The sequence below is a fragment of the Nostoc sp. FACHB-152 genome, assembly GCF_014697475.1.
GTDB lineage: Bacteria > Cyanobacteriota > Cyanobacteriia > Cyanobacteriales > Nostocaceae > Nostoc_B.
The window spans coordinates 49,925-68,968 of the sequence record NZ_JACJRV010000019.1 but is presented as its reverse complement, the minus strand read 5'-3'; the positions used below and the strand labels follow the sequence as shown (position 1 = coordinate 68,968).

The 19,044-nt window shown below is 39.8% G+C and carries 13 protein-coding genes; 8 read left to right on the top strand and 5 right to left on the bottom strand.

The window, feature by feature from the left end; translation table 11 throughout:
• Window positions 1-2: 2 nt before the first annotated feature.
• From H6G76_RS16240 to H6G76_RS16225, 4 genes are all read left to right on the top strand, one after another.
• Window positions 3-4,562 (top strand): ATP-binding protein, encoded by a 4,560-nt coding sequence (locus tag H6G76_RS16240; RefSeq protein ID WP_242056424.1) that lies wholly within the window; start codon window positions 3-5, stop codon window positions 4,560-4,562.
• Window positions 4,563-4,787: 225 nt separating this feature from the next.
• On the top strand, window positions 4,788-5,453 hold the full coding sequence (locus tag H6G76_RS16235; RefSeq protein ID WP_190702407.1) for a hypothetical protein: 666 nt from the start codon (window positions 4,788-4,790) through the stop codon (window positions 5,451-5,453).
• Window positions 5,353-6,729 (top strand): DUF2330 domain-containing protein, encoded by a 1,377-nt coding sequence (locus tag H6G76_RS16230; RefSeq protein WP_190702404.1) that lies wholly within the window; start codon window positions 5,353-5,355, stop codon window positions 6,727-6,729. Before H6G76_RS16235 ends, H6G76_RS16230 begins: the two co-directional genes overlap by 101 nt.
• A gap of 255 nt (window positions 6,730-6,984) precedes the next feature.
• Complete coding sequence (locus tag H6G76_RS16225; protein ID WP_190702401.1) at window positions 6,985-7,416, top strand: DUF6006 family protein; 432 nt, start codon at window positions 6,985-6,987, stop codon at window positions 7,414-7,416.
• A gap of 28 nt (window positions 7,417-7,444) precedes the next feature.
• On the opposite strand, the gene H6G76_RS16220 is transcribed toward H6G76_RS16225, so the two are convergent.
• On the bottom strand, window positions 7,445-7,816 hold the full coding sequence (locus H6G76_RS16220) for a hypothetical protein (protein WP_190702399.1): 372 nt from the start codon (window positions 7,814-7,816) through the stop codon (window positions 7,445-7,447).
• A gap of 488 nt (window positions 7,817-8,304) precedes the next feature.
• Here H6G76_RS16220 and H6G76_RS16215 point away from each other — a divergent pair, with 488 nt between their 5' ends.
• Window positions 8,305-9,288: an RNA ligase family protein gene (locus H6G76_RS16215; RefSeq protein WP_190702396.1), complete on the top strand. Its 984-nt coding sequence runs from the start codon at window positions 8,305-8,307 to the stop codon at window positions 9,286-9,288.
• A gap of 420 nt (window positions 9,289-9,708) precedes the next feature.
• Here the strand turns inward: H6G76_RS16215 and H6G76_RS16210 are convergent, their stop codons facing one another.
• On the bottom strand, window positions 9,709-10,206 hold the full coding sequence (locus H6G76_RS16210) for a hypothetical protein (protein WP_190702394.1): 498 nt from the start codon (window positions 10,204-10,206) through the stop codon (window positions 9,709-9,711).
• 380 nt (window positions 10,207-10,586) lie between these two features.
• Between H6G76_RS16210 and H6G76_RS37085 the strand changes: the two genes are divergently transcribed.
• Window positions 10,587-10,880 carry a hypothetical protein gene (locus H6G76_RS37085; protein WP_242056423.1) on the top strand — a complete coding sequence of 98 codons (294 nt, stop codon included), beginning with the start codon at window positions 10,587-10,589 and terminating at the stop codon, window positions 10,878-10,880.
• Window positions 10,881-11,264: 384 nt separating this feature from the next.
• Entirely contained in the window at window positions 11,265-15,896 is a 4,632-nt protein-coding gene (locus H6G76_RS16200) for a GAF domain-containing protein (protein ID WP_190702391.1), read from the top strand.
• Window positions 15,897-16,072: 176 nt separating this feature from the next.
• On the opposite strand, the gene H6G76_RS16195 is transcribed toward H6G76_RS16200, so the two are convergent.
• Window positions 16,073-16,489 carry an ATP-binding protein gene (locus tag H6G76_RS16195; RefSeq protein ID WP_190702388.1) on the bottom strand — a complete coding sequence of 139 codons (417 nt, stop codon included), beginning with the start codon at window positions 16,487-16,489 and terminating at the stop codon, window positions 16,073-16,075.
• Between the two features lie 145 nt (window positions 16,490-16,634).
• Between H6G76_RS16195 and H6G76_RS16190 the strand changes: the two genes are divergently transcribed.
• A complete protein-coding gene (locus H6G76_RS16190; RefSeq protein ID WP_190702385.1) occupies window positions 16,635-17,825 on the top strand; it encodes a PP2C family protein-serine/threonine phosphatase in 1,191 nt (396 codons plus the stop codon).
• A 39-nt stretch (window positions 17,826-17,864) separates the two neighbouring features.
• Here the strand turns inward: H6G76_RS16190 and H6G76_RS16185 are convergent, their stop codons facing one another.
• Together H6G76_RS16185 and H6G76_RS16180 are read right to left on the bottom strand one after the other, a co-directional pair.
• Window positions 17,865-18,188 (bottom strand): STAS domain-containing protein, encoded by a 324-nt coding sequence (locus H6G76_RS16185; RefSeq protein WP_190702382.1) that lies wholly within the window; start codon window positions 18,186-18,188, stop codon window positions 17,865-17,867.
• Between the two features lie 111 nt (window positions 18,189-18,299).
• A complete protein-coding gene (locus H6G76_RS16180; protein WP_190702379.1) occupies window positions 18,300-19,007 on the bottom strand; it encodes a PIG-L deacetylase family protein in 708 nt (235 codons plus the stop codon).
• Window positions 19,008-19,044 lie beyond the last annotated feature (37 nt).

The following is a 19,044-nucleotide window of genomic DNA, read 5'->3' as shown; positions in this document are numbered from 1 at the left end:
CAATGAAAAAAACTATTTCTGAGGAGGTTTTTGCAGGCGGTGGCGAAATGGGGTCACTGATGCGATCGCTTGATTGGTCGCAAACGCTCTTAGGTTCAGCATCAGAGTGGGCGCAAAGTTTAAAAACTGCGGTTAGCATTATCTTAAACTCTCATTACCCCATGTTTATTTGGTGGGGGTCAGAATATGCCAATCTTTACAACGACGCTTACCGTCCGATTTTAGGTGCAAGTAAGCATCCGCAATTTTTGGGACAAGGGGCTAAAGATTGCTGGGCAGAAATCTGGGATGTTGTTGGGACGTTAGCTAATAGCGTCTTGGATACAGGTCAGCCTACATGGTCAGAGAATCTGCAACTGATGATAGATCGTTATGGCTACTTAGAAGAAACTTACTTTACCTTTTCCTACAGTCCAATTCGAGATGAAACCGGAGGCGTAGGCGGAGTTTTTTGTGCAGTCATTGAAACTACCGAACGGGTAATTGGCGAACGTCGTCTCCGCACACTCAGAGAACTGGCCTCTAACACAGCTGCAACCAAAACAGTAGCCGCAGCTTATCGCAGTGTGGCAGAAACCCTAGCCCAAAATCAGGCTGATATTCCCTTTGCTTTACTGTATCAAGTAGAATCGGCAGGCACACAAGCACGGTTAATGGGTACAGCAGGGATTGCAGATGGAATTGCAACTCCTGAAGAAATTGACTTGACGCAAGAAACAGATCCTTGGCATCTGGCAGAAGTCAAGCAGACAAAGCAAACCAAGATGATTGAAAATTTGCCAGCAGAAATTGGCATCAATTCTGCATCATCAGCCTTAGTCATCCCCATCGCCCAATCAGGAAAGCCAGAATTATCCACCATAGTTGTACTTGGCATTAGTCGGCAACGAGAATTTGATGATGAATATAAAGGATTTTTTGATTTAGTAGTTAATAATATTGCCACAGCAGTTGCTAATGCAGATGCTTACGAAGTAGAACGCCAACGTGCCGAAGCCTTAGCAGAATTAGACAGGGCGAAAATCACATTTTTTAGTAATATCAGCCATGAGTTTCGTACACCCCTAACACTCATGCTAGGGACATTAGAAGAAACTTTAGCTAATCCTAACGGGCCTTTGCCAAGCGATCGCGAAAAACTAGAAATTGCCCATCGTAACTCCCTGCGTCTACTCAAGCTAGTCAATACCCTGCTAGACTTTTCCCGCATTGAAGCTGGAAGGATGCAAGCCGATTATCAGCCAACAGACTTAGCAATCTTCACCGCAGATTTAGCAGCTGTGTTTCGGTCAGCCATTGAAAATGCAGGGATACGCTATTTAGTCAACTGTCCCCCCTTGCCAGAAGCGGTAAATGTTGACCGCCAAATGTGGGAAAAAATAGTACTGAACTTGCTTTCCAACGCTTTTAAATTTACCTTTGCTGGGGAAATTTCTCTGGACTTGCGCTATTGCCAAGATCATGTAGAACTAGAAGTGCGAGATACAGGTACAGGTATCCCCGCCGCAGAATTACCCCGGATATTTGAGCGATTCCATCGAGTACCAGCCGCCCAAGGACGCACCTATGAAGGTTCAGGTATTGGTTTGTCATTGGTTCAAGAACTAGTCAAACTGCATAACGGCACAATTACAGTCAGTAGCATTGTTGATAGCGGCACAAGCTTTATTGTTTCTATTCCGACAAAATGCGATCGCTCCTCGCGCACTACAACCACATCCACAGCACCCTCAACAATTCAGACAAGCGACACCTATCTTGCAGAAGCCTTACGGTGGCTACCTCAAGAAGGGAACAGGGAACAGGGAACAGGGAACAGTGAAGAATCTCCTCTGTCACCTGTCACCTGTCACCTGTCACCTTCCTCTCCCCGCATTCTTCTAGTAGACGACAATGCAGATATGCGCGAATATATACAGCGTCTATTAAGTCTGCGGTATGAAGTTGAGGCCGTCGGAGATGGAGTTGCCGCTTTAGCTGCTATTCGCCAAACAATGCCAGATATCGTTCTCACCGACATCATGATGCCAAGGCTAGATGGTTTTAGCTTGTTACGAGAACTCAGGGCTGATTCCCAAACAAAAGCTTTGCCAATTATTCTGCTTTCCGCCCGTGCGGAAGAAGAATCTTGGGTTGCAGGATTAGCAGATGGCGCAGATGATTATCTAATTAAGCCCTTCTCGGCGCGGGAACTATTAGCGCGTGTTGAGGCTAACCTCAAAATGGCACAAATTCGCCAAGAAGTTGCCCATTATGAGCAGAGGTTACGGCTGGAAACTGAGACAGCCCGTAATCAAATTACTACCATTCTCGAAAGCATTACTGATGCTTTTGTCGCTCTTGACCGCGAATGGCGTTACACCTATGTTAATGAGCAAGCTACAAGGCTGTTTCAAAAAACCCGCGAACAATTGCTAGGCAAACAGATTTGGCAAGAAGTCTTTCCTGAAGTCACAGAACTGCTACTTTATCAAGAATTTCAACGGGCCATTAGCCAACAGGTTGCAGTTGTCTTTGAGGAGTTTATTGCCACTTTAGGTAAGTGGTTAGAAATCCATGCTTATCCTTCACCAGATGGACTGGCTGTTTATTTCCGCGACATCACAGCACGTAAACGCTCAGAGTTAGCATTACGTGAGAGTGAAGAGAAGTTTCGTAATATTGTGCAAACAGCCAATGAAGGAGTTTGGTTAATTGATCAGGATGCTCACACACTTTACGTTAATGACCAAATGGCAGCCATGCTTGGCTATTCTACCAGAGAAATCATTGGTAGTTCAGTGTTAGAGTTTTGTTTCCCTGAAGATATTCCTGCAATACAACAACACATCAAGAGAAATATTGATGGTAATGTTGACCAATTTGATTTTCGATTCCGCCGAAAAACTGGCCAAGAATTGCTTGTTTTAGCTTGTACCAGCCCGGTGCGCGATGGACAAGGGAATATTATCGGCGCATTAGGAATGTTTACAAATGTTACATATAGCAAGCGGGCTGAATCAGCATTGCGACAAAGCGAAGAACGCTACCGTTCGTTAGTAGCCGCAACATCAGCAGTAGTTTGGATTACTAATCCGCTTGGTGCATTTATAGACTTACAACCATCTTGGGAAGAATACACCGGACAAACCTGGAAAGAGTGTGCTGGGTGGGGTTGGTTGCAAATGTTTCACCCGGATGATCGAGAACAAGTTGAAAGGCATTGGCAAAAAGCCCTAGCCGAGACAAAATATTACGAAATAGAAGCACGATTGTGGCATCAGGCGACTGGTCAATATCGCTACGTCATTGCGCGTGCAGTACCAGTATTGAATGCCGATGGTTCAGTACGGGAATGGGTGGGGACAGATACAGATATAAACAAACGCAAACAATTTGAAGAAGAACGCAATAGCTTATTCGCTCGTGAACAAGCCGCACGCACCCAAGCAGAAGAAGCAAACCGAGTCAAGGATGAATTTTTAGCCATTCTTTCTCACGAATTACGATCGCCACTCAACCCTATACTAGGTTGGACAAGATTACTGCAAACTCAAAAATTAAATGCAGACAAGACTGTTGAAGCTTTAGCAACTATCGAGCGTAATGCTAAATTACAAACTCAACTAATTGATGATTTGCTAGATGTCTCGCGGATACTGCGCGGTAAGCTCAACTTAAATGTAGTGCCAGTTGATTTGTCATTCATTATTGAGTCGGCAATTGAAACGATGCGAACTGCCGCTATGGCTAAATCAATTGTGATTCAAACAGATATACAGCCGGTAGGAAAAATTGCCGGGGACTCGGCAAGGTTACAGCAGATAGTTTGGAATTTGCTCTCCAATGCGATTAAGTTCACTCCTGATGATGGGCAGGTTTCTATTAATTTACGAAGAGTCGGCAAGTACGCTGAAATTACTGTGAGTGATACGGGCAAAGGTATCGAGCCAGATTTTTTACCTTACGTTTTTGACTATTTCCGTCAAGCTGATGCTTCCATCACCCGCAGATTTGGCGGTTTAGGGTTAGGACTCGCGATCGTCCGACATTTAGTAGAATTGCATGGTGGTACAGTCACAGCAGCTAGTCCCGGTGAAGGGTTAGGAGCTACTTTCACAGTGATGCTGCCATTATTGCCTGTGCAGTCACAAAATAATCAGGAGGAAGGTAAATCTATTAATCCTGTGTTGAATTTGGCTGGTGTGCGCGTTTTGATTGTCGAGGATGATAGTGACTCCCGCGATTTTCTAATTTTTGCACTAGAAGAGTATGACGCAACAGTATTAGCTGCTGCGAATGCAGCCGCAGGTTTTGAAATAGTGCAACAATTTCAGCCAGATATATTGATTAGCGATATTGGGATGCCGATTGAAGATGGCTACAGTTTAATTCGCAGAATTCGTGCCTGGGAAGCAACGCAAAATAGAAAAATTCCGGCGATCGCGCTTACCGCTTATGCTAAAAACGAAGACAGCCAGCAAGCATTAGCAGCAGGTTTTCAAAAGCACCTGCCTAAACCAGTCGAGCCAGCACAGTTAGTTAGTGCGATCGCTAGTTTGCTTGATTATTACAGTCTGTAGATTTTTTAAGAATCTGAGCTTTTTTGTGGGAGAATCATCCAAACAAAATAAGTAACATGAAGTTAGACAATTGTCAAAATCAATGACTAGCCTTGTTTGTAGACATCGCGGCTCAAAATCTTCTAAAAATTAGATTCTGCCCAGTCATATTTTGATAAGTAATCCACAGCCATATAAACAAAACACCCACCCTCAGACCTTCTTGGGAATGCTTGAGAAGCCCAAATGATGAGCGCAACTTCACACTACCGACTACCAGCAGATAGGGTTGAGATGGTTAAGCGATCGCTGCGGCAACTAGCGTGGACGCTGGAAGTATCGGTTGGGCAGTTTAAACTGATTTTGGTCAGGTGCAATTACAGTGATTTGCGTAGGCGGCTGATAGAAAAACTAAAAAAAATCTGCTCTGTATCGATTCAGGTAATCCAACTTCAAGAATCCCAAAGAAAATTTTACAGTGCAATCACAGAAGAAATCGAGGCTGATGCCCAATTAGTAATGGTTGTAGGTTTGGAAACAGTGGGGGATTTACCGCAGATGTTAACCAATGCCAATCAAGTGCGTGAAGAATTTCGCAAGAACTTGTCGTTGCCTATAGTGTTGTGGATTAATCATGAGATTCACGCCTCAATCATGCAGGTAGCACCTGATTTTGAGAGTTGGGCAACTACTAGAAGTTTTGTGATCGCGCCTGATGAGTTAGTTGAATTCATTAAACACTATGGAGTCAACACTCCTAACGGCTCAGTTTCAACTATTAAATCAACATTCTCTTACAGAGGTCTTAAAAATGAAAATTTTTCGACTTTTCATAGCATTAGCGTTGACAATTGTAGTTGTATTTGGCTTTGCACCGACAGCTTGGGCATTTTGTGGATTTTATGTAGCTAAAGCTGATACAAAGCTGTACAACAAAGCTTCTCAGGTGGTGATTGCACGCAATGGCGATCGCACTGTCCTGACAATGGCCAACGACTACCAAGGTCAAGTCAAAGATTTTGCGATCGTCGTACCTGTGCCAACAGTGCTGCAAAAAGAGCAAGTTCGTGTGGCTCAACCCACGATTATCGAGCGCCTAGATGCTTTTAGTGCGCCGCGATTAGTAGAATATTTTGACCCAGATCCTTGTGCGCCACTACCACTATTTTCCAGAAACCTAATTTTAAAATCACAAGCAGTCGGAAATAGTGTGGAATTTCAGACAACTGATCGCAGTTTGGGTGTGACAGTGGAAGCGCGTTTCAACGTTGGCGAATACGACATTGTAATCCTCAGCGCCCAAGAATCTGGCGGACTGGAAACTTGGCTGACACGCAATGGCTACAAAATTCCTCAAGGGGCGAAACAGTTACTTCAGCCCTATATCCGTTCTGGAATGAAATTTTTTGTGGCCAAAGTTAACTTAGAGAAATTCGAGGAATCTGGCTACCAGTTCCTGCGTCCGCTACAAATTTCCTATCAATCACCCAAGTTCATGCTGCCAATTCGTTTAGGCATGATCAATGCCACGACAGAGCAGGATTTAATTGTCTATATTCTCTCGCCCCAAGGACAAGCACAAATCACTAACTATCGGACGGTAAAAATCCCTTCCAACGTCAACCTGCCCATATTTATCAAAAATGAATTTGGTGAATTCTACAAATCCCTTTTCCAAACCGCTTACACCAAAGAAGGCTACAGAGTTGGTTTTTTGGAATACGCTTGGGATATGGGTAGTTGCGATCCTTGTGCTGCTGATCCCCTGACTCCGGAGGAACTCAAGGAAGCAGGCGTATTTTGGCTGAATGATAATTCTCCAACTAATGTGCCATCATTCCGCAAGCTTGTTCTTCCCTCTTTTAACACTAACGTCTTCATCTCACGTCTACATATCCGCTACACCCGCAATACATTCCCTGAAGACTTGATGTTCCAACAAACTGGCAACCGGGAATTATTCCAAGGGCGTTATGTTTTGCAACATCCATTTACAGGAGAAGTTAAGTGTGAGGCGGGTAGAAAATACAAACGGTCTTTGCCCAAGCGTTTTGAACAAGAGGCGCAGACTTTAGCTAAGTTAACCAACGGAAATATCGAAGATATTCGTAAGAAGATGAAGTTGAGTGTCGGAAATCTCACATATTCCTTGTGGGAAAGCTTCTTATCTAACTTTGGATTAAATTGAGACAACAGTGAGCGTAATACTGTTCGCTTAAGGCATCTCTTCGTTGGGACAGCAGGGGAAAGGTGACTATCCAATGCCCCTTGGGGTGTTCCAAAAAATAAAATGGCCAACCGTCGCTTCCGCCCTTCGGGGCGGAAGCACAACAATGTTTATTGGAACAGGGTGATTCATATAGCGTTTGTAGTTGCATAAACAGGAATGCCAATACATATAAGTGAAGAGAACTATAGATTAACTTGAGATACTGGTAAGATCATGAAAAACATCACAAAGTGGTTTTTGGGCTGGGCGATTGTTCCTGCAAGTTTGGTATTAGTATCAAGTCATGCAAAAGCCAGCCAAATAGCTAGTGAGTGGTTCTTTGGGCTGTGGGATTGTAATATTGATGGTAGACCAGCTCAAATGCAATGGAAAGTAGTAAACGATCCACAAACTAGTTGCAATGGTGATATCTGCTCTACGACTTCAGGTGTGCGTCTGGTTGGACGATTTAGTGATCATGGTAGTGCGTGGGTTCCTTTAGCAAAGAGTTTTTCCAACAGCCGAAGACAGGATTTAGGTATACGTTATTTAGGTGCGGAGCAAGATAATTGGTATCTCAGATACAACAGTCGGACTAAGATTGCAAATGGTTGGACAACATGGCGAGGGAATCGTTACCCACTACAATGTCGTAATCGCAGATGAGATTTCTCAAATCAAAAGTGTTATTTATTTATGGTAGCCGCCGATACCAACCGCCCCCAACAGAACTCAAGAGGGCAATCCCGAAAGAACCCCAAGCACCCCCAACTCCGACCAATCTCCCAAGTCCTCGCAACGCAGAGATACAAGGGATGTACCCACAAGACAACCGTAAGCACTCCACAGGCAAACCAGCGTCATAGCAGTTGACCAGCAGCATTTGAACAACTGGCGGGTAAGTGGGGTCAATGGGAATAGGCTGTTTTAGCATGACTAAGGAAGTATGGTATTGTTTGCTTGATGTCAAAGTGATGCTAAGGGTATCGGTTGAGCCGATATCCTTATTTTTGGGATAATCAGCCAACAAACCAACCTCACCACCCCAAAATATGAGCGCGTTCACACAAGGATTGAAGAATTTCTTGTTGCCATTGTTCGGAAGATGTTCCAGCAGCTGCTAGAATTGTGTGCCAATCAGCGATCGCTTGAACTTCTTGACTTACAGTGGCAAATTCTACGAGTTTCTTAGTACTGGGAAAGAAATCAAGTGAAAGAACTGCTTCTTTGACTGCCTGAGTAAAGGTTTCGTCGTCCAGGTGTTCGTTAAGATACTCCGACTAAACAGCTATAGCCGCCTCGCTATTTGTTTAAGGGTGTAAGCTTCGGACATTTCTTCGAGGATTTCTATTTCTTCTCTCTCCCATTTGCGCCATTTAATTTTCATGGTTGAAGCTGTGTTGAAGAATGAAGTGATTGGGGAATATGAGAAAAACTACTGAGGGTTATTATCAAGTTGATAGCTATATTTAACGCTGGTACGTCATTGGATTCGGTCTAGTGGGCATCAAAGCCCACTGTTTCCCTACACCGCGACTAATTCTGCCGATTTTTATGATGAACAGTTTAGCGACAATAGAAGAAATTGTAGATATACTTCAGCATCCAGACCCTGAAGTTAAAAGATTAGAGATTGTCAAAGTATTAAACTTTAATTGTATTGTAGGTAAAGGAATTTATAAGGTAGGAGAAAAAGTTATTTTAATTCGTCCAGATACAGTTTTACCAGATGAGCCTTGGACTGGAATTTACAAAAAGTTTAATCCTTCTAGAGTTAAAGCACAAAAACTTAGAGGATATTGGAGTTTTGGGATAGTAGAAAAAGTTGGCTTACTGCCAGGCGAGCGCTCCTATGAAGTAGGAGAAGAAGTATCCCAGATGTTAGGTATTACTAAGTATGTTACTCCTGTACCGGAAGAGCCAGGAGCCATAGCAGGCTTACCTCACAATCTTATTCCTAGTAACGAAACTCTTTATCAATCATTACCCTTAGATAAATACTTAGGACAGCTAGTCGATGTCACACTAAAAGTAGATGGTAGTTCTGTCAGCTATTACTATGCAAATGGGAATTTCAAAGTATGTGGTAGGAATTTAGAAATTGATTTAAATAAAATTAATAAGTATACGCATCATGTAACTCAACTGAATATTGATGAAAAGTTAGCTTACTACTGCAAAACTCATAAAGTAAACTTGGCTTTAAGGGGAGAGATATACGGACAAGGTATTCAGTCATCCAAAAATAATCCTCATAGCAAACTCCCTTTAAATGTAGTCTTCTATAATGTGTGGCTGATTGATGAAATGCGCTATGCCTTCAAAGAGCATAAATATTACTTTAGTAAAGTCTGTAAAGAATTGGAACTACCATACGTAGATATCTTAGAGGAGAATGTAGTCTTAACTTATGACCTGCTCAAAAAGTATGATGAAGATTTAGAAAAAGTTGATGGACAACCCTTTGAAGGTGTAGTAATCAAAGGTAAAGATTTTTCATTTAAGGTAATTAATAAGCATTATGACAGCAAAAAATAAGCTGTTCATCACTTAATTTGCAGTTTAGACTGTAGGCAAGGAGAAGGAAGAGCAGTAGGGATCATCAACAGGCGGAGTGTTACGAGTTTTGGGTGAGGGCGATTGTCCAAACATCCAAATCTGCGTACTAATCATCTCTCAGCCACAATAGCAATTTGAGTGTTGATTTTTTACTCAATAGCTGAAAATAAGGTTTTTGCTCAAAGCCTTGTGCTATGAAATCTTATAAGTAGAACGGCGTAAATATTTGTAGTTGGGAAAAGGCAGGAGGCAGGGGGCAGCTATGCTGGAGGAAAGAGGGTTTCTGCCTGATTAACCTTTCTTAACATAGTTTTGTTTTTTCCCACCTACTTACTTAGAAGATTATTTCACTAGCGTCAGAAAAAATAATTATTCTTTCTATTTACTAGGAATTTGATTTTAGGGGCGTTCTTTGGTAACAACAATTCTAGCAATGTAGTTTTGGGGAAATATTTGCTGCCCATCCTTTGGGTAAGGTGAAACATCTATTAATTTCACTGTATATTTGTTGAAAAACTGAACTGCTGAAGCATCCCTACCTGGGATAAGAGTTAAGTTTAATGTGGAAACTTTTCTCCCATATTGTAGGATTTCTAATTCAATAATCACTTGCCCTTGCCAAATACAAGTTACGTTAGAAGGACATCTAGAGTCTTGAAGAACTTTAGAAAATTTGATTTCAATGCCTCCAGTTCTCAGGTAAGCTATCTGTCCATACTTCAGATCAAATTCCGTGTTTAAGGTGACTTTAACTGGAGCATTCAAATATTGATAACTATTTTGAGCCATCAATTGTGCTTCTACTCTCGAAGTATTAATATCGTGTGATAGACCATAACCAGGAAGACAAAATCCTGCTATCAATGATAAAGATAATAAAGGTTTCAAACTTCTCATAACTGCATATCCTTGGAAAAATTTGTGCTAATTTTAGTTTTTATGAATGACGTTGCTTATTGCTCACAAAATTTTAACCTATTGTTAGTAAACTAGAAAATACTAATGGGTTCACATTCAGCAGAAAACTAGCTTCATAAAATTGGGAGAATTAGTTGAAGTTTAGATTAACGTGAGTTCGACGGTTAGAAAAAGCCAAAAAAGCTTGCCATGTATAGATTTGCACAATTGGGTATTGTTCAGGCGATCGCTACGATTGATTGAGAATCTGTGAAAAAGTGACAAAAAAATGCCGAGACTAAAAATATCTAAGAAAAATCAAGGTCTCGGCTGTCTTGGAAAGTTCTGATCGGAGGAAGCCTCCGCTCAGACTTTCCGCTATGTCTACCATTGTATCTCGGCTCGATATCACTCAAATATTCTGGGATGTAGATGATTTCTGTAACCAATGGGAAAATCTATGGCAACAAATACCACAATTACCGTCTACTGCTGGAGAGCGGCGCAGTCAATCGAGGATGTGTTTATCAGAGGTAATGACAATAGTCATTGCATTTCATGGCAGTGGATATAAGACTTTCAAGGAATTCTACACTCTGGATGTGCTTCAAAGTTGGCATCAAGCATTTCCGAATTTGGTCAGCTACACTCGGTTTGTGGAATTGATGCCTTAAGACCCCTCCCCAACCCTCCCCTTGGCAAGGGGAGGGTGCCATCAGGCGGGTGGGGTATCTGTTGCAAACATTATTTGAATTGGTATTAGATAGCCAAAGTCGAAGATAATAACCCAGTCTTCACATAGGGTTTAGCATTATGAGTTATCACATATCCCACCAACCCCCTTTTTAGGGGGTTATTTTTCTGTTTAGGGACTTCCAGAAATTAAATTATTCAACAATAATTACGGTTTAAAAACCTTGTGCCAGAATAATTAGCACATTGTGTAATAAATAACTCAATCGGTTTGCTCACCTTTTTCACTATTTATTCTTATTGAGAATGGTGCCAAATCTTAGTTGACCTTAACAAGTCACTTCATCTATCACTCAAGTTTAAAGATGGAAGCACCATTACCTGATAACGAAATACAGAGAATAAAGTCACTTTTGGAGTATAAAATTCTCGATACTCAATCGGATGCCGCCTTTGATGATCTCACTCGTTTAGCATCATATATTTGTGGTACTCCGATCGCTTTAGTCAGTTTAATTGATAAAAATCGTCAGTGGTTTAAATCAAAAGTCGGTCTAGATGCCTTAGAAACACCTAGAGATCTGGCATTTTGCGCCCATGCTATTTTACAACCTGATGTTTTTATCGTGCCTGATGCTACAGCAGATGATCGCTTTGCCAATAACCCATTAGTTACGTCTGATCCTAATATCCGGTTTTATGCTGGTGTACCCCTAACTAACCCTGAAGGCTACGCGTTAGGAACACTGTGTGTAATTGACCGTGTACCACGAAACTTATCTGCCGAACAGGTTGAGGCGTTGCGAACTTTAGGTCGCCAAGTTATCAAGCAAATGGAATTGCGACGGAATTTAGCTAGCTTGGCACTTGTTACTCAAGAACGTCAACAATCTCAGAAGGTACGTCAGCAATTCTTTAAAAAGGTTGCTGGCGGCTTTGGATTAGCATCCGTAATTTTGCTGTTAATAGGTGGATTATCTTATCAAAGTATAAAAGTTTTAATTAATACAAATAATCAAGTTAGAAAAACTCAAGAGAAGATTAATAATTTAGAAACGCTATTATCTCAAATTAAAGATGCGGAAACTGGACAACGCGGTTATATTCTGACTGGACAAGAAGATTATCTGAAACACTATCAAGCAGCGATCAAAAATGTAGATAGACAACTGAAAAAACTCAGAAGTTTAACATTTACTCAATTAACACAACGCCAACATCTCAACACGCTCAAACCTTTAGTAGTAGCGAAACTTAGTCAAACCCAACAAACTATCGATTTGCGACAAAACCAGGGATTAGAGGCTTCATTACAGTTAATCCAGACAAATAAAGGCCAAAATTTGATGGATAACATCCGCAAAATTATCCATGAGATGGAGAGTGAAGAACGGCAACGACTCCAGCAGGAATCACAAGCAGCAAAAGCTAGTGCTAAAAATACAATTTTAATATTGGCGATCGCCATCTGTTCTAGTTTTGTTGTTCTTGCTGTTACCTACTACCTTATTTATTGTGAAGTCACAGCGCGAAAGACCATAGAAAATACTCTCAACGATGAGCGTAACTTTATCTCAGCAGTACTAGACACAGCCAGTGCGTTAGTAATAGTTCTCGATTCGCAAGGAAAAATTGTTCGCTTTAATCAAGCTTGTGAGCAAATCACAGGTTACTCATTTAATGAAGTCAGAGGTAGATATTTCTGGAATTTGTTTTTACTGCCTGAAGAAGTAGAGCCAGTCAAAGTAGTTTTTGCCCAGTTGCAAGCAGGTAAGATTACACAAGGCTCTCAAGATTACGAAAACTATTGGGTAACTAGGGATGGTAGCAAAAAATTAATTGCATGGTTAAACACTATCCTTCAAGACTACGAAGGTTCTGTAAAATACATTATTGGTACGGGTATTGATATTACAGAACGCAAACGCACACAACAGCATTTAACTGCACAATATGCTATTACGCGCATTTTAGCAGAGTCCAATACAATCGCCTCAGCAACTCCCGAAATTTTGCAAGCGATTTGTGACAGCTTGGGATGGGATGTGAGTGAGATTTGGATGGTAGACCAGCCAGCAGAAGTACTCAGATTTTTTGACTTATGGCATCGAGCATCTTTAGAGATGTATGAGTTTAAAACACTGAGTCAGCAAACCGTATTTAAACCAGGAATCGGATTACCTGGCAAAGTTTGGGCTAGTTGTGAACCTGTTTGGCTGACTGATATTGTTCATGATGACAATTTTGTACGCAGTCAGTTTGCGGCAATATTAGGGCTGCATGGGGCTTTTGGTTTTCCGATTAGAAGTGAGCATAAAATCTTGGGTGTGATTACCTGCTTTAGCCATCAGAGTCAGCAATATGACCAAGATTTGCTAAAAATCATGAATTCCGTTGGCGAACAAGTGGGGCAGTTTATCCAACGCAAGCAAGCAGAGGAAGAACTGCAACGCCAACACTTGCGATCGCAATTATTTACCGAAATTACCCTCAAGATTCGGCAGTCTTTACAAATTGAAGAAATTCTTCAAATCACTGTTCAGGAGGTGCAAAAAATTCTCCAGACTGACCGAGTGCTGATTTATCAACTATTAGCAGATGGTTCTGGAAGTATTTTAATTGAAGCAGTGGTTTCTGAGTGGCAGCCAATTAAAGGACACAAGATGGCTAATGATTACTTGCAAACCGAATATCAACAGCAATATTGTCTACAACAGTATCGTCTTAAGCGAAATGATGCGATCGCTAATTTGGATTTGCTAGAAATACAACAAAGCAATATAAAACTATTACAACAGTTTGAAGTCAAAGCTAACTTGATTGTACCGATTCTGATTAAAGAAGAACTTTGTGGTTTACTAATTGTTCATCAGTGCGCTACCTCTAGCCAATGGTCAAGTTTTGAAACTCATCTTTTGCGAGAAATAGCAGATCAAGTCGGCATTGCTATCACCCAAGCCCAACTATTAGAAGTCGAGACTCGACAACGACAAGAACTTGAAGTTGCCCGTCGGCAAGCGGAACTAGCCTCTCAAGCAAAAAGTGCTTTTTTAGCCAATATGAGCCATGAAATCCGGACACCGATGAATGCGGTATTAGGTATGACTAGCTTGATGTTAGACACTCCACTCAACCCAGAGCAGCAAGATTTTATCGAAACAATTCGGATTAGTGGTGATGCCCTTTTAAGCCTAATTAACGAGATTTTAGATTTATCTAAACTTGAAGCTGGAGAAATGGCATTAGAAACTCTCAATTTTGATTTATCTAATTGTATTGAAGAAGTATTAGATTTATTAGCTATCCAAGCTCATAAAAAAGGATTAGAAATTGCAGCATTAATCTATCCTCATGTTCCTACACAACTCCAAGGTGATGCTGGTCGCTTGCGGCAAATTCTGATGAACTTAATAAATAATGCCATCAAGTTTACCAGCCAAGGGGAAGTTGTGATCACGGCAGAATTGCGCTCCGAAACTCCCACTACAGCTACTATTTTTTTCACAGTCATAGATACTGGATTAGGTATTATATTAGAAGACCAAAGCCGACTGTTCACACCATTTACCCAAGTGGATGCTTCTACTACTCGTAAGTATGGTGGCACAGGTTTAGGATTAGCTATTTGTAAGCAACTAGTAACTTTAATGGGAGGAGAAATTGGTATAGAAAGTCAGTGGAAACAAGGCTCTAAGTTTTGGTTTGAGATTCCTTTTACCAAACAACTCCAACCTGCCCCTTCACTAATCAACACTGAAAATTTAATTAATCGCCGCTTGTTGGTAGTTGATAATCAGGCGACTAATTACGAAATTATCTACTATCAAGCTACCAGTTGGGGAATGCAAGTAGATAAAGCAGAGAGTGTAGTTGTTGCTCTCAATGCTATTGCAGCAGCTTGTGAACAACAACAGCCTTATGATTTTATTTTAATTGATATGCAGAGGTCTGAAATTGATGGGATGTCTTTAGGAGAACAAATTAAGGCAAATTTTGCTACTGCTGCAATCCCCTTAATTATGCTAACTTCTACCAATCAACGAGATGAAATACAGCGAGCAATCAAGATTGGCTTTGCTGCTTATTTAACTAAACCTATTAAAGCATCTCGGCTGCTCGATACTTTTATGGCTGTTTTAGAAACTAGAGCTAACGTTAATCAAAAAAGTTTGAATTTAGAAATAGAAAATTACCAAAACAAAAGCGATCGCACTTCTATAGATTTGCCTAAAATTAAGATTTTGCTAGCTGAAGATAACTTAGTCAATCAAAAAGTCGCGCTTAAACAAATTCAAAATTTAGGCTACAATGCCGATGTTGCTGCTAATGGCGAAGAAGTTTTACAACTACTAGAAAAAATTTCATATGATTTGATTTTGATGGATTGCCAAATGCCAATTCTTGATGGTTGGGAAACCACAAAAGAAATTTATCGGCGGCAAGCAAGCTGTTGTATTACTCATCGTCCTGTAATTATTGCCATGACAGCTAATGCTATGGTAGAAGACCAAAAGATGTGCTTAGATGCAGGTATGGACGATTATCTGAGTAAGCCTGTATTAAAAGAAAACTTGGTGGCATCATTAGAAAAATGGATTAAAGTTATATTGCAACGGCAAGATAGTATAAAATCTGAAGCTCAAATTGCTCATCCAGAGTTGAATATAAATACCTTGCCAATTGATTGGGAACACCTGCATCAACTTTCAGAAAACGACGCAGAATTTGAAATTACTTTATTAGAATTATTTGTTGAAGATATACAACCTCGGATAGAAATAGTCAAAGCAGCGATCGCTTCTAGTGATTTTCGGCAAGTGGCTCACGAAGCTCATCAAATTAAAGGTGCTAGTGCTAATATTGGAGCGACATTTATGCGCCTAGCTGCGGAAAAACTTGAACTATGCGCTCGTAATCAAGAGCGTAGAGGTACAAGCCAAATAATTGCTGAATTAGAAGAATCTATCAAGCAGATTCAAGATTTTTTAAAAAACTAGGTTATAGGTTAAAGGTTACAGAATTGAAATTTATTTGGTGTTTAATAACATTTCATCCTATGAATTATAAAAATACAGAAGATTGTCTGTGGATGAAGTAAAAATTTTAAACAAAAGTCGATCTAGGAAAATACTTTCAAATTTGTTTAATCTTACCTATAACCTGTTACCTATTTTTAATAACATTTACCGATAAATAAACAATAACGATTATCGTCAATCTTTTCGTAACTCAATTTATCTGCGATCGCCGCCATAATTTTTAAGCCGCGTCCACGCTCTAGTTCATTGTCTGCTAATTCAGACTGTACTTGTAATTGCTGCTCTAAATCAAAAGGCGCACCTTGAGATAGTATATGTATTTTTATAGACTTATCTGAGCGCAAAACTTCAATTTCGATAGGAGTCTCTTTTGGTAAGCCTTTATGTGCGTGTTCAACAATATTAGTAAAGCCTTCTATCATTAATGTTTGACATTGCCACCATATTTGTTGATTACTAATGGGTGGAATATTAATTTGATCAAACCAAGATAGAACACTAGATAACACCCCTAAGTCTGTATTGACCCTTAAATTAATTTGACTCTTCACTATGCGTCACACAAAAACTCTGACTTAATCCTAAGCGAAAATTATTTATTTAATTTGAGTATATTTACTATAGGTCACTTAGGGAAAAATAAGTAACTTAGAGCAAGCAATCAATTAATTATTATTTCATTTAATATTAGATTTGATGATAAAAATTTTAGTGATTGATGACGATCCAATTGTACGAGCAGTCTTAAAAAGAACACTTCATAATCAAGGTTACGATACTACTGTTGTTAGCAATGGTCAGGAAGGAATTATACAAGCACGACTATTACGTCCTGCGTTGATTATCTGTGATTGGGTGATGTCAGAATTAGACGGCTTGGAAGTGTGCCGCCAAATTAAAGCGGAACCAGATTTGTCAACTACCTTTTTTATTTTGCTAACTGCTAAGGGTGCAGCACCGGGAGAAGAAGAAGATAGAGTTAAAGGACTTGATGCTGGAGCAGATGAATTTGTCTCTAAGCCAATAGAAATGAATGAATTAAAAGCAAGGATAAGAGCAGGACTCAGACTATATCAACTAAATCAGGCTTTACACAGTCAAAAGCAAACTTTAGAAATACTCAACCAGAATTTACAAACCCAAAAGCAAATTTTAGAAGCAGATTTAGCCGAGGCTGCTGATTATGTACAATCACTCTTACCTGAGCCACTTACAGGAAACGTCACAACAGAAGCTCTCTTTGTTCCCTCTGCACAGTTAGGAGGTGACTGCTTTGATTATTACTGGCTTGATGAAGATAATTTAGTAATTTATTTGTTAGATGTATCAGGGCATGGAGTAGGTTCTGCCTTATTATCTATGTCTGTCTTGAATATTTTGCGATCGCAATCTTTAGCTAACACTAATTTTTATCAGCCGAGCGAAGTTTTGAAATCACTTAATAATGTATTCCAGATGAGTAATCACGGTGCTAAATACTTCACAATCTGGTATGGAGTTTATCACCGGATTAAACATCAACTTGTTTACGCTAATGCTGGACATCCACCTGCTGTCTTATTATCTGGTAAATCTCCAACAGACTTTCAAGTTAAACAACTAAATTCTTTAGACTTACCTATAGGCTTTTTGCCAAATGTTGAATTCACAAATGCTGTTTTTGAAGTTGAAGCAAACAGCACTCTCTACATCTTTAGTGATGGTATTTATGAAATTAATCAGCGAGACGGTAAGATTTTAGGAATCAAGGCTTTAATTGACATACTAATCAAATATAACCAAGTAAATAATTATCATCTCCAAGATATATTAATGCAAATCATGTCACTAAACAGCCAACAGGTTCTTGAAGATGACTTATCTTTGCTAAAAGTTACTTTTAATTAGTACTGTTGCATTACTTTTTTTTTATTACTGCATTGTTTCCTAAGTTGTTAAGACTTGACGTTTAAATTCATTTTGATCGCTAAATGATTGAAAAATTCTATCCATCTTAGTTAATTCAAACAACATTCTAACTTGGTCGTTAATAGAGCAGACAAAAAGCTTAGTATTAGCATTTCGTGCCATTTGCATTGCTGATACTAAAGAGCCTAAACCAGAACTATCTATAAATTTAACTTCTTTCATATCAATCAATAAAATATCTGTGCCGTCATTTATAATATCGCTAACTTCACGACGCAATTGATTGCCTCTAATGCCATCTAAAATTCCTGATGGTTCTATTACTTTTACTGTAGGATTCATAAATACCTTGTTTATTTTTGGTATAACATTTCTACTTATCTATTTTGGCACTTGCATACTTGAACCGCAAGATATATTTTAATTTTAAAATTGCCGAATATAGCTTGTTTATTAAGTGCATAATAGTTGTATTTTACTATTAGCCCATGCAGAAAAGAAACTAGCATTTACCCATTGCCGAGAAATTTCAAAAGCTTCAAAATAACCGTCTTTTTGTCCTAATTCTCTAGCCCAGAATCGAGACAATATGATAATAGCATCAAGTTGCATAAATGCTTTATTGCTTTCTGATTCGTAACAACCAATAGCTGCAATTTTTTCTTCAATTACTGAAGTAATATCTACAAAAAAGTTTGGCTCAAACCCACGCAAAAAGACAGGAGGTGCAGAATACCACAAAGGAATGTTTTGTCGGGTAGCAACATTAGAAACTGCGATCGCACATACTTCATGGTCTCTATGTCCATACTTTTCCGGTTGTGGTGCGTGAGTAATAATTAAATCAGGTTGCCAACGTCTAATAGCGTCTTCTGTAACTTTAATCACCGCTTGTGTAGAAAAGTTACACTCTTCAAGAGCATGAAACTCATACGTTGCGCCAATTATTTTACCAGCATCTTCTGCCTCTTGATGACGTGTACCTTTAATAGGCGAACTAGAAAGATTGCCTTCAGTCAAAATTAGACAGTGAACATTCCATCCTGCTTGAGACATTAAACGTAAAGTACCAGCCGCAGGTAAAACTTCATCATCAGCATGAGCATAAATTGTTAAGACAGTTTGTTTGATGAAGTTATTGGAGTTTAACTCAGTATTCATGACTGTTTTTTATGTTGTATTTAATAGCAAATAATTT